This is a genomic window from Streptomyces sp. NBC_00569, assembly GCF_036345255.1.
Classification (GTDB): domain Bacteria; phylum Actinomycetota; class Actinomycetes; order Streptomycetales; family Streptomycetaceae; genus Streptomyces.
Window position 1 is genome coordinate 5,482,603 of record NZ_CP107783.1, and the last position, 15,903, is coordinate 5,498,505.

Annotated in this window: 19 protein-coding genes; 15 read left to right on the forward strand and 4 right to left on the reverse strand. The window is 71.2% G+C overall.

Annotated elements, in window-relative coordinates; all coding sequences use genetic code 11:
- Positions 1-225 precede the first annotated feature (225 nt).
- Positions 226-1,980, forward strand: coding sequence for a trypsin-like serine protease (locus tag OHO83_RS24695; RefSeq protein WP_266671987.1), 1,755 nt, complete (start codon positions 226-228; stop codon positions 1,978-1,980).
- 63 nt (positions 1,981-2,043) lie between these two features.
- Here the strand turns inward: OHO83_RS24695 and OHO83_RS24700 are convergent, their stop codons facing one another.
- Together OHO83_RS24700 and OHO83_RS24705 are read right to left on the reverse strand one after the other, a co-directional pair.
- Positions 2,044-3,066 carry a LacI family DNA-binding transcriptional regulator gene (locus tag OHO83_RS24700; protein WP_266671985.1) on the reverse strand — a complete coding sequence of 341 codons (1,023 nt, stop codon included), beginning with the start codon at positions 3,064-3,066 and terminating at the stop codon, positions 2,044-2,046.
- A gap of 23 nt (positions 3,067-3,089) precedes the next feature.
- Positions 3,090-3,962: a response regulator transcription factor gene (locus tag OHO83_RS24705; RefSeq protein ID WP_266671983.1), complete on the reverse strand. Its 873-nt coding sequence runs from the start codon at positions 3,960-3,962 to the stop codon at positions 3,090-3,092.
- A 269-nt stretch (positions 3,963-4,231) separates the two neighbouring features.
- On the opposite strand from OHO83_RS24705, the gene OHO83_RS24710 reads away from it, so the two are divergent.
- The 11 genes from OHO83_RS24710 (at position 4,232) to OHO83_RS24755 (ending at position 12,234) form a co-directional block, all read left to right on the forward strand.
- Positions 4,232-5,065: an alpha/beta hydrolase gene (locus tag OHO83_RS24710; protein ID WP_266671981.1), complete on the forward strand. Its 834-nt coding sequence runs from the start codon at positions 4,232-4,234 to the stop codon at positions 5,063-5,065.
- 36 nt (positions 5,066-5,101) lie between these two features.
- Positions 5,102-5,356 carry a MoaD/ThiS family protein gene (locus OHO83_RS24715; RefSeq protein WP_266671979.1) on the forward strand — a complete coding sequence of 85 codons (255 nt, stop codon included), beginning with the start codon at positions 5,102-5,104 and terminating at the stop codon, positions 5,354-5,356.
- Positions 5,357-5,361: 5 nt separating this feature from the next.
- Positions 5,362-6,615: a hypothetical protein gene (locus OHO83_RS24720; RefSeq protein WP_266671977.1), complete on the forward strand. Its 1,254-nt coding sequence runs from the start codon at positions 5,362-5,364 to the stop codon at positions 6,613-6,615.
- Positions 6,616-6,741: 126 nt separating this feature from the next.
- Positions 6,742-7,470, forward strand: coding sequence for an LmeA family phospholipid-binding protein (locus OHO83_RS24725; RefSeq protein WP_266671975.1), 729 nt, complete (start codon positions 6,742-6,744; stop codon positions 7,468-7,470).
- Positions 7,471-7,662: 192 nt separating this feature from the next.
- The gene (locus OHO83_RS47040) at positions 7,663-7,743 is read left to right on the forward strand and encodes a putative leader peptide (protein WP_350203226.1); all 81 of its coding nucleotides are present in this window, start codon (positions 7,663-7,665) and stop codon (positions 7,741-7,743) included.
- Positions 7,744-7,888: 145 nt separating this feature from the next.
- Entirely contained in the window at positions 7,889-8,728 is an 840-nt protein-coding gene (locus tag OHO83_RS24730; RefSeq protein WP_227295692.1) for a sulfurtransferase, read from the forward strand.
- 49 nt (positions 8,729-8,777) lie between these two features.
- Positions 8,778-9,065: a DUF1416 domain-containing protein gene (locus OHO83_RS24735; RefSeq protein ID WP_100595620.1), complete on the forward strand. Its 288-nt coding sequence runs from the start codon at positions 8,778-8,780 to the stop codon at positions 9,063-9,065.
- Between the two features lie 227 nt (positions 9,066-9,292).
- The gene (locus OHO83_RS24740; RefSeq protein ID WP_266671973.1) at positions 9,293-9,676 is read left to right on the forward strand and encodes a hypothetical protein; all 384 of its coding nucleotides are present in this window, start codon (positions 9,293-9,295) and stop codon (positions 9,674-9,676) included.
- Positions 9,677-9,690: 14 nt separating this feature from the next.
- Positions 9,691-11,262: a peptidoglycan-binding protein gene (locus tag OHO83_RS24745; protein WP_266671971.1), complete on the forward strand. Its 1,572-nt coding sequence runs from the start codon at positions 9,691-9,693 to the stop codon at positions 11,260-11,262.
- A 49-nt stretch (positions 11,263-11,311) separates the two neighbouring features.
- The gene (locus OHO83_RS24750; protein WP_266671969.1) at positions 11,312-11,782 is read left to right on the forward strand and encodes a protease inhibitor I42 family protein; all 471 of its coding nucleotides are present in this window, start codon (positions 11,312-11,314) and stop codon (positions 11,780-11,782) included.
- Positions 11,783-11,817: 35 nt separating this feature from the next.
- On the forward strand, positions 11,818-12,234 hold the full coding sequence (locus tag OHO83_RS24755; protein ID WP_266671967.1) for a hypothetical protein: 417 nt from the start codon (positions 11,818-11,820) through the stop codon (positions 12,232-12,234).
- 125 nt (positions 12,235-12,359) lie between these two features.
- Here OHO83_RS24755 and OHO83_RS24760 read toward each other — a convergent pair whose 3' ends face one another.
- The gene (locus OHO83_RS24760; RefSeq protein WP_266671966.1) at positions 12,360-12,635 is read right to left on the reverse strand and encodes a DUF3099 domain-containing protein; all 276 of its coding nucleotides are present in this window, start codon (positions 12,633-12,635) and stop codon (positions 12,360-12,362) included.
- A 25-nt stretch (positions 12,636-12,660) separates the two neighbouring features.
- Positions 12,661-13,023 (reverse strand): DsrE family protein, encoded by a 363-nt coding sequence (locus OHO83_RS24765; RefSeq protein ID WP_266671965.1) that lies wholly within the window; start codon positions 13,021-13,023, stop codon positions 12,661-12,663.
- Positions 13,024-13,125: 102 nt separating this feature from the next.
- Between OHO83_RS24765 and OHO83_RS24770 the strand changes: the two genes are divergently transcribed.
- Genes OHO83_RS24770 through OHO83_RS24780 form a run of 3 tightly spaced genes read left to right on the forward strand, consistent with a single transcriptional unit; the run spans position 13,126 to position 15,700 of the window.
- Positions 13,126-13,872, forward strand: a complete 747-nt coding sequence (locus tag OHO83_RS24770) for a hypothetical protein (RefSeq protein WP_266671964.1) — start codon at positions 13,126-13,128, stop codon at positions 13,870-13,872.
- Positions 13,869-14,711, forward strand: a complete 843-nt coding sequence (locus OHO83_RS24775; RefSeq protein WP_266671963.1) for a hypothetical protein — start codon at positions 13,869-13,871, stop codon at positions 14,709-14,711. The genes OHO83_RS24770 and OHO83_RS24775 overlap by 4 nt, the downstream gene beginning before the upstream one ends.
- Entirely contained in the window at positions 14,708-15,700 is a 993-nt protein-coding gene (locus tag OHO83_RS24780) for a hypothetical protein (RefSeq protein WP_266671962.1), read from the forward strand. Before OHO83_RS24775 ends, OHO83_RS24780 begins: the two co-directional genes overlap by 4 nt.
- The last annotated feature ends 203 nt before the right edge of the window (positions 15,701-15,903 follow it).

A 15,903-nucleotide genomic window follows, 5' to 3' on the forward strand; every position in this document is an offset into this window, starting at 1 on the left:
AGGTGCGGGAGGGCGCCGGGACAACTCTCACCTGCCTGCCGTGAAGGTCGTGTGTCGAGAGACCCGTGGGATCTACGATCCGTGCGCCGGAGGGGGGTCTGCGGCGGCGCCTGGGTCCGAGCCCGAATCCGATGTTCTGTCCGCTCGGTGTCCGGTATCTGCCGTGGTGCGCGCCGTATGCCTCTTCTCGGGCCCTGAAGCCACTCTTCACCCCAGGAGCCCTGAGTGATACCTGCCCTGCGCGACCGCTGGAGACGCCCCGTCACGGCGCTGTCCACGGCCGCTCTCGCGCTGGCGCTGAGCTGCGCCGGCGCCCTCGTGGCGCACCCCGCCACCGCGGCCGACGATCCGCCCGGACTGCCCGGCGCGAGCATCGCCCGCACCGCGAGTCCGGCCCCTTCCGCCTCCGACGCCGAACTGCGCAAGCGGGTCGTCGAGGCCGCGAAGACCCGGGCGACCCCGGAGACGAAGCCCAAGAAGACGCCGTTCATCATCGGCGGCACCGAGACGTCGATCTCCTCCGCGCCCTGGATGGTCCAGCTCTCGTACTACGACGCCGCGTCCGGCGACGGCTACTTCTGCGGCGGCACCCTCGTCGCCCCGAACAAGGTCCTCACCGCGGCCCACTGCGTCGCCGGTCTGGACTGGGTGAACAACGGCGCCGTCGTGGCCGGCGCCACCGGCCTGCTCGACAGCGCCAACGGCACCGTCGCGGGCGTCTGGCGCCAGTGGAACCATCCGCGGTACAACGCCGACACCATCCAGAACGACATCGCGGTCCTCACGCTGGACCGTCCGCTGGAGGACCAGTGGACGAAGCTGGTCCAGAGCAACGACACCGCGTCCTACAAGGCCGGCACCTCCGCCACCGTCTACGGCTGGGGCCTGACCTCGGGCGCGCAGGACGCCGACCTGTCGGCGACCCTGCGCAAGGTGACCCTGCCGCTGGTCTCCGACTCCACCTGCAACGCCGCGATGCAGTCCGTCCTCGGCGAGGACGACTTCGTCGAGGGCTCGATGTTCTGCGCGGGCACCCCGGCGACGGGCACCGACGAGGGCACCAAGAGCACCTGCAGCGGTGACTCCGGCGGTCCGGTGATCGTCGGCGGCCGCGTCGTCGGCGTCGTCTCGTGGGGCGTCTCCGGCTGCACCGCGAAGGGCGCCTACCCCGTCTTCACCAAGGTGTCCTCGTACGTCTGGGCGGCCCAGCCGCGCATCGACGACACGGACCTGAGCTTCGACGGCCGGGCCGACCTGCTGGCGCGCACCCCCTCCGGGGGCCTGTTCGAGCAGGACAGCAAGGGCACGTCGCTCGCCACGCGCGCCTACCAGAGCGCCGGCTGGCAGACCGCGAGCTGGGCCCTCCAGGCCGACCTGGACCGGGACTTCTTCCAGGATGTGGTCATCCGCGACAGCACCGACGGCAAGCTGTACCGCAGCTACTACAACCACGCGTCGGACGCCTTCGAGTGGATGCAGATCGCCTCGGTGTGGGGCGGCTACAAGTCGTACGCCATACCCGGCGACATGACCGGTGACTCCCGCCCCGACCTGGTCGCGGTGGACGCCGACGGCTCGACGTACCTCTACCCGGGCAAGGGCAACGGCGAGTTCTACGGCAAGGTCAAGGTCGTCGACAAGGCCTGGAAGGGCGTGAAGATCTTCGGCCACGGCGACCTGACCGGCGACGGCAAGGCCGACCTCCTGGTCCGCAACAGCTCCGGCGTCCTGTACCTCTACCGGGGCACGCAGGTCGAGCACACCCCGTTCGCGGCGCGCATCCAGGCCCGCACGGGCTGGAACTTCACCTCGTACGTGACGAGCGGCGACGTGACCGGCGACGGCATCGCCGACGTCATGGCCCGCGACTCGGGCGGCACGCTCTGGCTCTACCCGGGCACCAACAAGGCGTCCGCCGACGTCTTCGGCGCCCGCAAGAGCCTGGGCACCGGGTTCAACCAGTACAACCTGATGTTCTGAGCGACCCGGAACACAGCACGCGCGCCGGTCCGGTGTCCCGGGCCGGCGCGCGATGGTGTGAGGTCAGGGGCAGCCGCAGGACTGGCGGACGACCAGCCGCGAGGGGAACACCTTCAGGCGCTCACGCCGGGATCCGGCGACGCGCAGCGAGTCGTCGAGGACGAGGTCGACGGCGGACCGGGCCATCGCCGAGCGGTCGGAGGCGACCGTCGTCAGCGGCGGATCCGTCAGACCCGCCTCCTTCACGTCGTCGAACCCGGCGACGGCCAGCTCGCCCGGCACCTCGATCCGCAGCTCGCGCGCGGCCCGCAGGATGCCGAAGGCCTGGTCGTCCGTGGAGCAGAAGATCGCCGGCGGCCGCTGGGGCCCGGCGAGCAGTTCGAGCCCGATCTTGTAGGCGTCGTAGCGGTTGTACGGCGCCTCGAACAGCCGGCCCTCGGTGGAGAGTCCCGCCTCGTGCATGGCCCGGCGCCAGCCCTCGACGTGGTCGGAGACCGGGTCGCCGACGGACGGCGTCTCGGCGGTGCCGCCGAGACAGGCGACGTACGGGTGGCCGTGCTCGAGCAGATGGCGGGTGGCGAGCTGGGCGCCGCCGACGTCGTCGATGACGACGGCGACGTCGTCGATCGCCTCGGGGCGCTCGTGCAGCAGGACCACGCGCGCGTCCCAGGCCTCGATCTCGGCCGCGGCCAGATCGTTCAGGCCGTGGCTGACGAGGATGAGGCCGGACACCCGCATGCCGAGGAAGGCCCGCAGATAGTGGACCTCGCGCTCCTCGACGTAGTCGGAGTTGCCGACGAGGACCATCTTTCCGCGCTCGGACGCCGCCTGCTCGACGGCGTGCGCCATCTCCGCGAAGAACGGCTGGCGCGCGTCCGGCACGATCATGCCTATGAGGTCGGTCCGCCGCGACGCCATGGCCTGGGCGACCCGGTCGGGCCGGTACCCCAGTTCCTTGATCGCGGCGAGTACACGCTCGCGCGTGGCCGGGGCAACCGGCCTAGGTCCGTTGTTGATGACGTAGCTCACGACCGCGGTCGAAGTACCCGCCAGTCGCGCCACATCATCCCGAGTCACCTTGGCCACGCGCGGAGTCTACGCGGATGGACCTACCGCTGGGCAGGGCGTCCGGCGGCGGCCTGACGAGCGCCCGCCCGGGGCTGCTCGGCCGGCTCCCGCCCGGCACGGGATTCCGTCGCGGAGTCCGTGCGACCGGCGGGTGCAGCGTGCTCCGCCGGTGCCGCGTGCTCCGCCTGGTCCGGCCTCGGGGTCGCCGCCTGGGCCTTCGCCCCGTCCGCCGCCCGCTCGACCTTCTCCGGCGTCACGAAGCGGTAGCCGACGTTGCGCACGGTGCCGATCAGCGACTCGTGCTCGGGCCCGAGCTTCGCGCGCAGGCGCCGCACGTGGACGTCCACGGTGCGGGTGCCGCCGAAGTAGTCGTAACCCCACACCTCCTGCAGCAGCTGGGCGCGCGTGAAGACACGGCCCGGGTGCTGCGCGAGGTACTTGAGGAGCTCGAACTCCTTGAAGGTCAGGTCGAGGACCCGCCCCTTCAGCTTCGCGCTGTAGGTGGCCTCGTCCACCGACAGGTCGCCGTTGCGGATCTCCATCGGGGAGTCGTCGGTGACGATCTGCTGGCGGCCCATCGCGAGACGCAGCCGCGCCTCGACCTCGGCCGGTCCCGCCGTGTCGAGAAGTACGTCGTCGATGCCCCAGTCGGCGGTGACGGCCGCGAGGCCGCCCTCCGTCACGACGAGGACCAGCGGACAGCCGGGCCCGGTGGAGCGCAGAAGCTGGCACAGGCTGCGTACCTGCGGGAGGTCGCGGCGCCCGTCGATGAGGATGACGTCGGCACCGGGGGTGTCGACGAGAGCCGGGCCCTCGGCGGGGGCGACCCGCACGTTGTGCAGCAGCAGGCCGAGAGCGGGGAGCACCTCCGTCGACGGCTGAAGGGCATTCGTGAGGAGCAGCAATGAACTCATCGCGGCCCACCTGCCTGGGTCGTCCTACGGTCGTGCACGTTTCGCTCGCCCATAACGTCGGTTCCTCCTCGGTCCCTGCGAGGACGTTTACGGCACTGCTTCGTACTGCTTGTTCGTACTGCTTTTCGTGCTGTTTCGCGGTGCTTCGGGTCCCGCGCCCCGGGGCCCTGTGCGCCTCGCGGCCGGCGTTCGTATACAACGCGGTCCGAAAGCACAAAAGGACCCGGGGGCTTCGCTGCCCGGATCCTCTCCCTAGGAGAATAGCCCACATGAGTTCCGGTCCGGCAGGTCAAGACGCACGATCTTCTGTGCAGCCGATCACTGTCCGCTCACGGCGTGTGATGCTGCGCACGCGGGACGGGGTCCTGATCGAGGCCGCCCACGACCCCGGGCCGGGCCCCGCCGGCGGCCCGGTGATCGTGGTCGCGCACGGGTTCACGGGCGATCTGGAACGGCCGCACGTCCGGCGCGCGGCGCGGGTGTTCGCGCAGCGTGCCGCCGTGGTCACGTTCTCGTTCCGCGGGCACGGGCGGTCGGGCGGGCGGTCCACCGTCGGTGACCGGGAGGTACTCGACCTGGTGGCCGCCGTGGAGTGGGCGAGGTCACTCGGGCATGAACGAGTGGTGACCGTCGGCTTCTCGATGGGCGGTTCCGTCGTCCTGCGGCACGCCGCGTTGCACAGGGGGCGCACGGAAGCGCGCTCCGACGCAGTGGTCGCGGTGAGTGCCCCGGCCCGCTGGTACTACCGCGGGACCGCGCCGATGCGGCGGCTGCACTGGCTGGTGACGCGGCCCGCCGGCCGGATCGTGGGCCGTGTCGGACTCCGCACCCGCATTCACCCGCACGAGTGGGACCCGGTTCCGCTCTCGCCGGTCGAGTCCGTGCCGCTGATCGCGCCGACGCCGCTCCTGATCGTGCACGGCGACCGGGACCCGTACTTTCCCGTCGACCACCCGCGGATGCTCGCGGCGGCCGCGTCCGGCGGGGCCGAGCTGTGGCTGGAACCGGGCATGGGGCACGCCGAGCACGCGGCGGACGACGGGCTCCTCGCGCGGATCGGCGGCTGGGCCACGGCATCATGGACGACGGCAACCGCCGAATAGACCGCATGGACATACCGCATGGGAGGAACGCCGCACATGGCCAACGGGACCATCCGCTACTGGGCCGCGGCCAAGTCGGCCGCCGGTGTCGCCGAGGAGCCGTACGAGGCCGAGACGCTGGCCGACGCGCTGGAGGGCGCGCGTGCGCGACACCCCGGGGACCTGGTGCGTGTCCTGCAGCGTTCCTCGTTCCTGATCGACGGCGATCCCGTCGGCAAGCGCGGGCATGAGACGGTACGGCTTGCCGAGGGCGGCACGGTCGAGGTGCTCCCGCCGTTCGCAGGAGGGTGACCGCGATGAGTAACGAGCCGTACGAAGACGAGTACGGGCAGCAGCAGCCGCCCCAGCAGACCCAGCAGTGGCAGGGCCAGACGTGGGACACCCAGGTCCAGTCGACGTACCCGCAGCCCCAGGAGTTCGAGCCCGGCCAGGCTCCGTACGGGCAGGCCGCGTACGGGCAGAGCGCGTACGGGCAGGGCCCGGTGAGCCAGACCGGTGGCGACCAGCAGGCCTACGGCGACCAGCAGGCGTACGGCGGTGACCAGCAGTCTTACGGCTACGGGCAGGCGCCGTACGGGCACGGGCCGGCGGTGCAGACGTCGGGCGGACAGACCACGCCGCCGCCCGCGCATGCCGCGTACGGCGAACCGGCCCCGTACGGGCAGGCCCCCCACAGCCCCGTTGTCGACCAGCAGACGCAGGTCTTCGGGACGGTGGCGGCAGCCCAGCCGCTGCCCGCCGCCGAGCCGGAGGCGGCCGCCTACGGGCCCGCCACCGTCACCGGCAACCCCCGCGTCACCGACGCGCAGCGCGCCCGTGCCGAGGGGCGGTCGCCGATCATCGAGCCGGGGATGCAGCCCGCCGCGCTGACCGCGCTGCTCGGGCTGCTCCTCGCGGGCGGCGCCGCGGTGGGCCAGTACGCGCTGCTCGTCCCGCTCGTGCTGCTCCAGGCCGTCACGGCCGCCGGCTGGTTCCGGCTCAACGGCATGTGGCCGGCGCGGCAGGGCATCGCGCTCGCCTTCGCGGGCGGCCTCGCCGCCGACGCCGCGCTGCTCGTCACCGGCCGGGAGAACGCGCCCGCCGCGATCCTCGGCACCCTCGGCGTCTGGGTCCTGCTCACGCTCGTCCTCCAGCTCCGCAGTCACGCGGCACCGGACGAGCGCATGTACGGCCTGATGGCGACGGTCGCCTCGGCGGCGCTCGCCATCGTCGCGACCGGACATCTGGCGGCCGACCCGGACGCCGTGACCGTCGGCGCCGTGGCCGTGGCTGTCGCCGTCCTCGCACGGGCGCTGCCGCTGCCGACGCCCGCCTCCGTGGCCGTCGCGCTGCTCGCCGCCGCGGGCGCCGGAATCGCGGCCGGCGGTATGACGGACATGGGGTCGAAGGGCGCGTTCCTCGGCCTCGGCGCGGGTGTCTGCGCCCTGGTCGGCCACCGCGTCGCGAGTTACGACTATCCGTCCCGCTTCGTGCACATGACGGCGGGCGTGGCCTTGCCGCTCGCCGCCGCGGCCCCGGCCGTCTACCTGCTCGGGCGGGTCGTGGGCTGAGCGTCCGGCGGGCGTACGGCCTGTCACAGCTGATCGACAAGAATCGGGCCGGGCCCCCTTCCGGGGGGCCCGGCCCGTACGCTCGCGATCAGGAACTGTCGTCCAGGTGGGGGGAAGCACCGGGCCATGCGTGCTCTGCGGATACTTCTGATCGTCGTCGTGATCCTGGGCGGCCTGTTCGTCATCGCCGACCGGGTCGCGGTGAACTTCGCCGAGGGCGAGGCGGCCGACCGCGTGCGCGCCAACGAGGGCCTGGCCCGCACGCCCGACGTGTCGATCAAGGGCTTCCCCTTCCTGACCCAGCTCGCGGGCGGCACGCTGGACGACGTGGAGATCGGCATCAAGGACTACGACGCGAAGAGCGGCGGCGAGTCGATCCGGATCGCCGATCTGAACGCCGAGATGCATGGCGTGGAGTTCGCCGGCGACTTCAGCTCCGCCACCGCCGACTCGGCCACCGGCACCGCCCGCATCTCCTACGCCGAGCTGCTCAAGGCCGTCAGAAAGCAGGACGCCGCCCAGGTCGCCCCGGGCGTGACGGCGCAGATCGAAGGCCTCTCCTACGGCGGCGGCGACAAGGTCAAGGTCGCGGTCACCGTGCACACGCCGGTGGGCACCCTGCACCCCACCGTCCTCAGCTCGATCAAGGTCACCGACGGCAAGGTCTCGGCGCGTGCCGACAGCCTGCCCAAGGTCGGCGCGTTCGACCTGGCCGAGGGCAGGGTCCGCGCCGTCACCGACTTCCAGCAGGCGATCGACGACCTGCCGGCCGGGATCAAGCTGGACCGGGTCGAGGCGGTCAAGGACGGCGTCGAGATCTCGGTGAAGGGTTCGAAGCTCGACCTCGTCGGGTAGGCACCCGGAGAACGGCGCGTCCGCACTGCGAGACGGCGCCGTCCATACAGCAGCGATCGGCGGAGCCGCAGTGGCCCCGGAGCCCGGAGGAAGAGGCTCCGGGGCCGCGCTCGTCTCGCATTGCGGACGATCGTGTCTCACAATGCGACACGCCGGTGACATGGCCGCCCGTGCGTACCTACGATCGGTGGCATGAAGCGACAGGCGGATCTCACGAAGCGGCGGGCAGTAGACCTGTGCCGCGTCGCCGCCATGCTCTGTCGCACCGTCTGAGCGGGACGGCAACTCCCGTTTCCCCAGGCCCCTTTGAGGCCTCCCCCCGCGCGCGCCGAATGCCGCCCCTGTTCGCAAGCAGTGGCCGTGCCCGCATCGCACCCGCACTCCCGCACCCCGCCGCAACTGCCCCGGAGGAGAAAACATGAGCCGCAGCGACGTCCTGGTAGACGCCGACTGGGTCGAGGCGAACCTCGACAACCCGAAGGTCGTCATCGTCGAGGTCGACGAGGACGCTTCGGCGTACGACAAGAACCACATCAAGAACGCCGTCAAGGTCGACTGGCAGCAGGACCTGCAGGACCCGGTCCGCCGCGACTTCATCGACCAGGCCGGCTTCGAGAAGCTCCTGTCCTCGCGCGGCATCGCCAACGACGACACGGTCGTCCTCTACGGCGGCAACAACAACTGGTTCGCGTCCTACGCCTACTGGTACTTCAAGCTCTACGGCCACGACAGCGTCAAGCTCCTCGACGGCGGCCGCAAGAAGTGGGAGCTCGACTCGCGCGACCTCGTCGCCGAGATCGTCCAGCGCCCCGCCACGGACTACAAGGCCAAGGCCCAGGACACCTCGATCCGTGCCTTCCGTGACGACGTCGTCGCCGCGATCGGCAGCCTGAACCTCGTCGACGTGCGCTCCCCCGACGAGTTCTCCGGCAAGCTCCTCGCGCCGGCGCACCTCCCGCAGGAGCAGTCGCAGCGCCCGGGCCACGTCCCGTCCGCGCGCAACATCCCGTGGTCGAAGAACGCCAACGACGACGGCACCTTCAAGTCGGACGACGAGCTCAAGGCCCTCTACGAGGACGAGCAGGTCGACCTGGCCAAGGACACCATCGCGTACTGCCGCATCGGCGAGCGCTCGGCCCTGACGTGGTTCGTCCTGCACGAGCTGCTCGGCCAGGCCAACGTCAAGAACTACGACGGCTCGTGGACCGAGTACGGCTCCCTCGTCGGTGTGCCGATCGAGCTCGGCGCCAACAAGTAACCCTCCCGGACCCCTCAGCCAGACCTGACCGACCTTTTTGGAGAAACACATGTGTGGAGCGAAGGCCGGCGGCCCCGACGCCTCGACGATCAAGCCCGGTGAGACCACCATCCAGGGCCAGGTGACCCGCGACGGCGAGCCCGTCACCGGTTACGTGCGCCTGCTGGACTCGACCGGCGAGTTCACGGCCGAGGTCCCCACCTCGGCGACGGGCCAGTTCCGTTTCTACGCGGCCGAGGGCACGTGGACGCTGCGCGCCCTGGTCCCCGGCGGCTCGGCGGACCGCACGGTCGTCGCCCAGACCGGTGGTCTCTCCGAGGTCGCCATCGCCGTCTGACACGGCTCGCCGTGTGACGGCGGCGCAGATACGGCCGAGGGGCCGCACCTCCGGGGGTTGGACGCCTACGGAATCGAGGTGCGGTCCCTCGGCTTGTGTGGAGCCCGTGCTGAAAGGCGTGTACATGGCGGCATTCTGCTAATTTCTTGAAGGCTGTGACCTGACTCAACTTCCTTGTGCGGAAGGCGCGTCGAGGTCGTGGACTCAAGGAAATCGGGGGAACAGCCATGACGTCTGCGGAGGGCTACCAGGTCGGGCACAAGGGCATGTCGGGCCAGGCCGGCGAACTCGACGGCGCGGGCAGTGACGTCGGCAAGATCGGCAAGGCCGTCGCCGGCACGATGTGCTACTCGCAGGACGCGCTCGGCGGCTCCGACACCGCTCCCGCGTTCAACACGTTCGCGGCAGCCTGGGAGGCAGAGACCAAGGTCCTCGAAGCGGCCCTGCACGAACTCGCCGACAAGGTCCGCCTCTCCAGCCGCGCGTACTCCGGCTCCGACATCGGCGTACGCAACGGGGCGAAGTCCGTGTCCGTCGGCCCGGCGGCCGAGGAGCGCGTCGGCACGATGCCGGCGTACGCCGAGCGCCCGTCCGCGCTGTCCGCCTACTGACGGGGCCCGCGACCGTGACGGAATCCACGAACGACCGCAGGCAGAAACTCGACGGCCTGCGCGCGAGGATCTCTTCGGCCGGCAGCAAGAACGACCTGATCGACGCGATCGAGGACGCCCTCGGCGTCTCGGGCCCGGTCGGCGATCCGAAGGTGATCGAGGCACTGGGCAAGCGCTACACCGGCCAGACCGACGAGGCCGACGCCGTGAGCGACCGGATCGACAAGATCGCCCGCAAGGGTCTGCCGCAGGTCTGGGTCGGCGACACGAGCGTCCTCGCCTCCGACGTGGTGGGCGCCGCCTCCCGCGACGCCCAGCAGATGATCGAGGCGTTCCAGGGCGGCGGCAAGGCCCTGATCGCGCTGTCCGACGCGCTGGAGAGCGCGCAGACCCTCGACGGCACGGGACGCGGCAAGCTTCGCGACGCCCGCGGCATGCTCGGCGGCAGGGACGGCTGGTTCGACGACTGGCACGAGGACGACGACGAGGAAGCCCTCCGTCTGAAGGCCCGCTCTTTGGCCTCCCACGGCGCCGACGACCTGCACAAGGCCGCCGCCGACGCCGACGACGCCGCCCGCGTCGCGGCCCGCGACCTCAACAAGTTCGCCGCCGAGGCCCGCGCCGGCCAGATGGGCACCGACGAACTGACCGCTGCCGACCGGCTCGCCCTCGCCGACACCGCCAACCCCGGCGGCGACCTCGAACTGAACGAGATCCTCAGCGCCAACGACCTCGAACGCTCGGGCCGCGCCATGGAGGACATGTCGCCCGCCGAACGGGCCCGCATGGAAAGGCTGTTGGCGAACGCGTCGAGCCCGCAGGAGAAGGCGTACCTCATGAAGGCCCTCGCCTCGGGCTACGGCGTCGGCGAGGTCGAGAAGTTCGGCGGGAAGATCCACGGCAAGGACCCGGCGTGGCTCTCGGAGCACCTGACACCGGTCACCACGAAGTCCGTCGGCGGCGGCAAGGAGCAACAGGATTTCCGCGGCGAGCTGTGGGACCAGGACGACGAGACCTGCGTCCCGTCCTCGACGGTCACCGCCCGCGCCCTCGTCGACCCGGTGTACGCCCTCGAACTCACCGGCGGCCCCGACGGCACCGACGACGACCCGGACCACTTCCGCAAGCGGCTGCACGACGAGCAGTTCCGGATGAACGACGAGGGCGACGGCGAGATGGACGGCTGGTGGTGGGACCGGCACCCGGCCGGCATGGACTCCGACGGTCAGGAGGAGATCTCCGACAAGGAGCTCGGCCCGCACACCGGCGACAAGTACGACCAGAAGGAGATGGACGGCGCCGACGACCGGCGTGGCGTCCTGCCCGACATCGAGAAGTCCGTCGCCGACGGCAAGCCCGTGCCCATCAACATCACGCGCGTCGACGAGAACGGCGACCGCCATGGCCACAGCCTGATGATCATCGGTCAGGAGGACGGCAAGCTGCAGGTCTACAACCCGTGGGGCACCACGTCCTGGATCAGCGAGGACGACTTCATCAACGGTGATCTCGAGTCCGTAGCCGACGACCGCTACTCCAAGGCCCACCACGGCGACGTCAACCGCGTCTACATCCAGCAGGACTGAACCCACCGTGCGAACTGAACCCACCGTGCGAATGCGAAACACCGTGCAAATGCGAAACCTTGTGCGTACCGCGGCCGCTTCGGCCGCCGCCCTCGTCACCCTTTCCGGATGCGGCGGCTCCACCGGGCCCACCGCCTTCGGGCCGGGCGATCGGAGCGTCTCCGTCGACAAGGGCGACACGTTCACTCTCGAGGTCCCGGCCAGCCCCGCCCTCGGCCAGAACTGGTACCTGGCGAGCCCGCGCCCCGACCAGGGCGTCGTCACCTACCAGGGCCGGCGCGAGGAGGAGGACGGGGGCGACGAGGACCTCATCGGCAGCGGTGACGGTGCCCAGTTCTTCGACTTCAAGGCGCGCGCGGCCGGCAGGACGACGGTGAAGCTGCTGTTCTGCCCGCACGGCCTGTGCGGGAGCGCCGCGGAGGTGAGCGCGAGCCCGGTCCCGACCGCCGCTGACACGGCGGCCCCGGCGAAGTCGGACGACGAGGTCGCCTACTACGTCTACACGATCACCGTCCGCTGACCTGCACGGGAACGGAACGACGGAACGGAATGACCATGGTCCACGACCGCTCCCCGCGCACCGACGACGAGGTGCTCGCCGCCACCGACGTCGCGACGCTGCTGCGCCACGGCCTCACCCGCGACACCTTCCGCACCGCGCTCTTCGGTGACGGTGCGATCGCCGCCGCCGTCACCCTCGACCGGCTCGGCGTGCTGCCGCGCTCGGTGACGTACGTGGCGAAGATCGTCCGGGCCGGCGGCCTCGCGTACGCGGCCGCGCTGCCCGAGCCGCTGCCGTCAGGTGAGGCGTCCGCCTGCCTGCGGGACTGGCTGGAGGCGGCGGCCCAGGTGGCCGGGGCGCCGGGTGACGAGACGCGCGCGGCGCGGTGGCTGGAGGAGGTCGCGGAGATCGTCGCGATGCGCCGCGCCGGCCGGGACGAGGATGAGGGTGAGGGGGCCGAGAGCTCCTAGGGTCCTCGGGGCCTTGCGGGGCCCAGGACTCCTAGGGGGCCAGGGCTCCTAAGGGCCCTACAGGTCCTAGGGCTCCTTGGGCGGCCTCATGGTCGTACGGGTCCCAGGGCGGCTCCTGGGTTGGCCTAATGCTCGTACGGGTCCTGGGGGCGCTTCTTGCCGTCCAGCTCGTCCCACCACTCGTCGGACTTCGCGTCGCCGGAGGGGTCGTCCCACCAGCGGTCGTCGGGCCCTCGGCGGTTGGCGACGATCGCGGCGACGGGCGGAATCACCATCGCCACGATGCACATCGCCACCGCGGCGGGCACGGACCAGAGGCGCACGACGGCCCAGGCCAGGACGAACAGACCGATGCAGACGCCCATCATGGCGAAGTACAGGTGACGACGCCGCGAGTACATGCTTCAAGCGTAGGTCCGCGCCGCGTCAATAGACGAGCGCCTGCGTCCCGTCCGCCATCGCCTCCTGCACGAAGACCTGCGCCCCGGCGATCCGTACGCCCTCGACGACGTCCTTCTCCGTGATCTCACGGCGGGCCGCGCACTGCGTGCACAACGTGATCCGCCCGGCCGCCAGGATCGACTCGATCAGGTCGGGCAGCGGCGCGGCGTGCGGCAGCTCGAACTCGGCGGCGCGGCCCGGCAGCGCGAACCACGACGACTCACCGGTCAGCCAGAGCGAGACCTCCACGCCGCTGGCCACGGCCACCGCCGCGACCGTGAAGGCCTGCGAGCAGCGTTCGGGGGCATCGGCCCCCGCGGTCACCTTGATCACGAGCTTGTTCGCCATGGCTGAATCGTAATCAACTCCCGTACAACCAGGGATGTTGCCTGTGGGTCTCCTGTGCGCGCGGATACGGAATCCGCGCTTCGAGTTCCGTGGGGGGACCCGTTGGATGACGAACGAATACCGCAGGGGGCGCCGGAGCTGTCCGTGCCCGTGGTGCCGGAGAGACCGCGGCGCCGCGGCCGCACCACCCTGCTGATCGCCTGTGCCGCCCTGCTCGGCGCCGTCGCGGGCGTGTGCACCGGCTACGTCGTACAGGCGGACCGGGAGCCGACGGCGCTGCCGCCGCTGTCCCTGGCGGTGGTCGGGCAGGCGAAGGGCGAGGGGCCCAAGCCGGCACCCCGCGCTCAGGACGGCGATCTGCGCAAGCTCCTCGCGCCCAGGCCGGCCGGGACGCAGAAGGCGGACGCGCGGCAGGGCTGGCTGAACCAGTACGACTTCGCGAACGGCTTCAAAGATCCGCGCTGGATGTTCGGGCAGCTCGCCGAAGGCGGCTTCCGCCGGGCCACGATCGAGGCCTGGCGGCGCGGTCAGTCCACGACGGAGGTCCAGCTCATCCAGTTCCGGGACGACACCGACTCCGGCTCGCGCAAGTTCCTGGACGGCCAGCAGGGCTACATGAGTGACAGCGACTGGGCGGGCAACGACGGGGTGCCGCTCACCGGCAGCGGCAACGGGCGCGTCTACGTCTACGACAAGCCGCACACCGAGGCCGGCTACCTCCCGATCTACCAGGCCAGGGCGCTCGCCGCCCGTGGCGACATCGTCATGGACATCCGGGTGTACGACACCAGGCCGATCCCCGAGAAGACCGTGATGTCTCTCGCGAAGCGCCAGTTGGAGCGACTGTGAGCGACCTGGACCCACAGTTTCCGGAACCCGGGCCCACCCCGGATCCCACCCCCGCCACGGTTCCCGCTCCCGTAGCGGGGAGTGCGGCCCGCCGCCGGCCCGCCGTGGTGGCGGCCGTGGCCTGCGCCGTCGTGCTCGCCGTCGGGGCCGGCACCGGCCTCACCGTCATGAAGGTCGACGCCGCCGACCGCTCGGCGCCCACCACGGTGTGGGCGAAGCCGAAGGAGCAGAAGCAGGCGAAGCCCGGCCGGGCCAAGGCCCAGGGGCTCAGCGCCCGGCTGCTCCCGGTCCCCGAGGCGTATCGGCCGGGCCCGGACATCGACGAGTACGGCAACGACAAGACCCTCACCGGCAGCGAAGCCGCCGCCCGCCTCAAGAGGGGCACGCGCAACCTGCCGTCCCGCCAGCGCGAGGCGCAGGACAAGGCCATCGACAAGCTGAAGCTCAGGGGCATGGCCATGCGCAGCTACCAGCTGAGCGGCTCCATAGGATTCGGGATGGACGACAACCAGAAGTCCCTCGTCGTCGAAATGCAGCTCGCCCAGATGCAGAACCGCAGAGCCGGGCGTCAGCTCAAGGAGTTCCGCAGCGAGTTCCTGCGCTCGGTCGGTGTGTTCCCCAAGGGGCCGAAGGTCAAGGGCCATCGCAACGCCGACTGTTTCCTCGCACCCAAGGACCGCAAGGGCAAGCTCGCGATGGTCCTTTGCAGCGCGTACGAGGACGACGTCCTGGTCACCGCCACCGGTTACGGCCCCAGGCCGCTCAACACCGCCGAGGTCGCCGACCTGCTCGCCCAGCAGCTCGACCGTCTGACGTCGCAGGGAGGGCAGCTCGTATGAGCGAGACACTGCAGCCGGCCGAGGAGCCGCAGCAGGCGGAGACGCCGCACCAGGCCGGGGCACTGCCGCAGGCCGCGTCGCCGCAGCCGCCCGAGGAGCCGCAGCAGCAGGCCGGGGCACTGCCGCAGGCCGAGGCCGCGTGGTCCGAGGAGCCGCAGCAGCCCGCCGCTGCCGACGGTTCCCCGCAGCAGCCGGGTCTCGTCCCCGCCGAGGAGGCGGCCCCGCCCGCCCCCAGGGACCGGCGCGTCCTGCGCGCCGTCCTGCGCTGGACCGCCGCCGTCGCCGTCTTCGGCGTGATCGGCGCGGCCACCGCGTACGGCGTCACCGAGCAGAAGCGCACCGATCTGCCGGGCCTGGCCACCGCGAGTGACGGCCGGTGGACCTATCCGGCGATCGAGAAGCCTCCGCTGCCGGAGGGCTCCCCGGCGCCCTTCGCCGACGGCAACGACAGCGAGACCCACTACGCCGATCTGCGCAAACTGGTGCTGCCCCTGCCCCGGGGCGCCACGCCGGACGCGGCACTGGCCGGGAAGGACGGGTGGCTGCCCACGTCCGTGTACCTCGACGCGTACGAGAAGGACGCGCGCCAGGACCTGGGGCAGCAGCTCAAGGACGACGGGCTGCGGCAGATCGCGGCCCGCGGCTGGACCACGCCCGACGGGACGCGTACGCGGATCTACGCGCTGCGCTTCACCTCGGCGGCCTTCACACGGATCGTCCACGCCGACCTGACGGACAACGTGGCCTCCCCGGCGGACGCGCCGTACGCCGACGAGGAGTACGGCGGCTGGGCGGAGAAGGCCGGCGCCCAGTACACGAAGCGGAACGTCTTCACGGAGGCGAAGCCGTACGGGAGGACGGCCGTGCGATACGCCTACATCGAGGCCGGTGACGTCATCGCCCTGGTGGTCCAGTCCGGGAAGGCGGCCCTGCCGCCCCGGATCACCTTCCAGCAGACCGTCGTCCTGCAGAGCCAGCTCCTCGGCTGACGGCCCGCACCCCGCTTGGGTGACCTCATCGAGAGAGCCGGGCCCCACCCGACTAAGGTGGGGCCCGGCTCTGTACCGACCACCGCTCACCGAGGAGCACCCCGTGCTTGAGGCCTTCTTCTCCACTCTGCTCGTCCTGGTCTGCGTCGGCGTTCTCGCGTTCGCCGGGCTGACCGTGAAGAAGCTGTACCAGGGCCAGCGCT

Coding starts and splice junctions, on each gene's coding strand:
- OHO83_RS24705 (WP_266671983.1), bottom strand. CDS start 3,962: ATGAGTTCATTGCTGCTCCTCACGAATGCCCTTCAGCCGTCGACGGAG.
- OHO83_RS24710 (WP_266671981.1), top strand. CDS start 4,232: ATGAGTTCCGGTCCGGCAGGTCAAGACGCACGATCTTCTGTGCAGCCG.
- OHO83_RS24715 (WP_266671979.1), top strand. CDS start 5,102: ATGGCCAACGGGACCATCCGCTACTGGGCCGCGGCCAAGTCGGCCGCC.
- OHO83_RS24720 (WP_266671977.1), top strand. CDS start 5,362: ATGAGTAACGAGCCGTACGAAGACGAGTACGGGCAGCAGCAGCCGCCC.
- OHO83_RS24725 (WP_266671975.1), top strand. CDS start 6,742: ATGCGTGCTCTGCGGATACTTCTGATCGTCGTCGTGATCCTGGGCGGC.
- OHO83_RS47040 (WP_350203226.1), top strand. CDS start 7,663: ATGAAGCGACAGGCGGATCTCACGAAGCGGCGGGCAGTAGACCTGTGC.
- OHO83_RS24730 (WP_227295692.1), top strand. CDS start 7,889: ATGAGCCGCAGCGACGTCCTGGTAGACGCCGACTGGGTCGAGGCGAAC.
- OHO83_RS24735 (WP_100595620.1), top strand. CDS start 8,778: ATGTGTGGAGCGAAGGCCGGCGGCCCCGACGCCTCGACGATCAAGCCC.
- OHO83_RS24740 (WP_266671973.1), top strand. CDS start 9,293: ATGACGTCTGCGGAGGGCTACCAGGTCGGGCACAAGGGCATGTCGGGC.
- OHO83_RS24750 (WP_266671969.1), top strand. CDS start 11,312: ATGCGAAACCTTGTGCGTACCGCGGCCGCTTCGGCCGCCGCCCTCGTC.
- OHO83_RS24755 (WP_266671967.1), top strand. CDS start 11,818: ATGGTCCACGACCGCTCCCCGCGCACCGACGACGAGGTGCTCGCCGCC.
- OHO83_RS24760 (WP_266671966.1), bottom strand. CDS start 12,635: ATGTACTCGCGGCGTCGTCACCTGTACTTCGCCATGATGGGCGTCTGC.
- OHO83_RS24765 (WP_266671965.1), bottom strand. CDS start 13,023: ATGGCGAACAAGCTCGTGATCAAGGTGACCGCGGGGGCCGATGCCCCC.
- OHO83_RS24780 (WP_266671962.1), top strand. CDS start 14,708: ATGAGCGAGACACTGCAGCCGGCCGAGGAGCCGCAGCAGGCGGAGACG.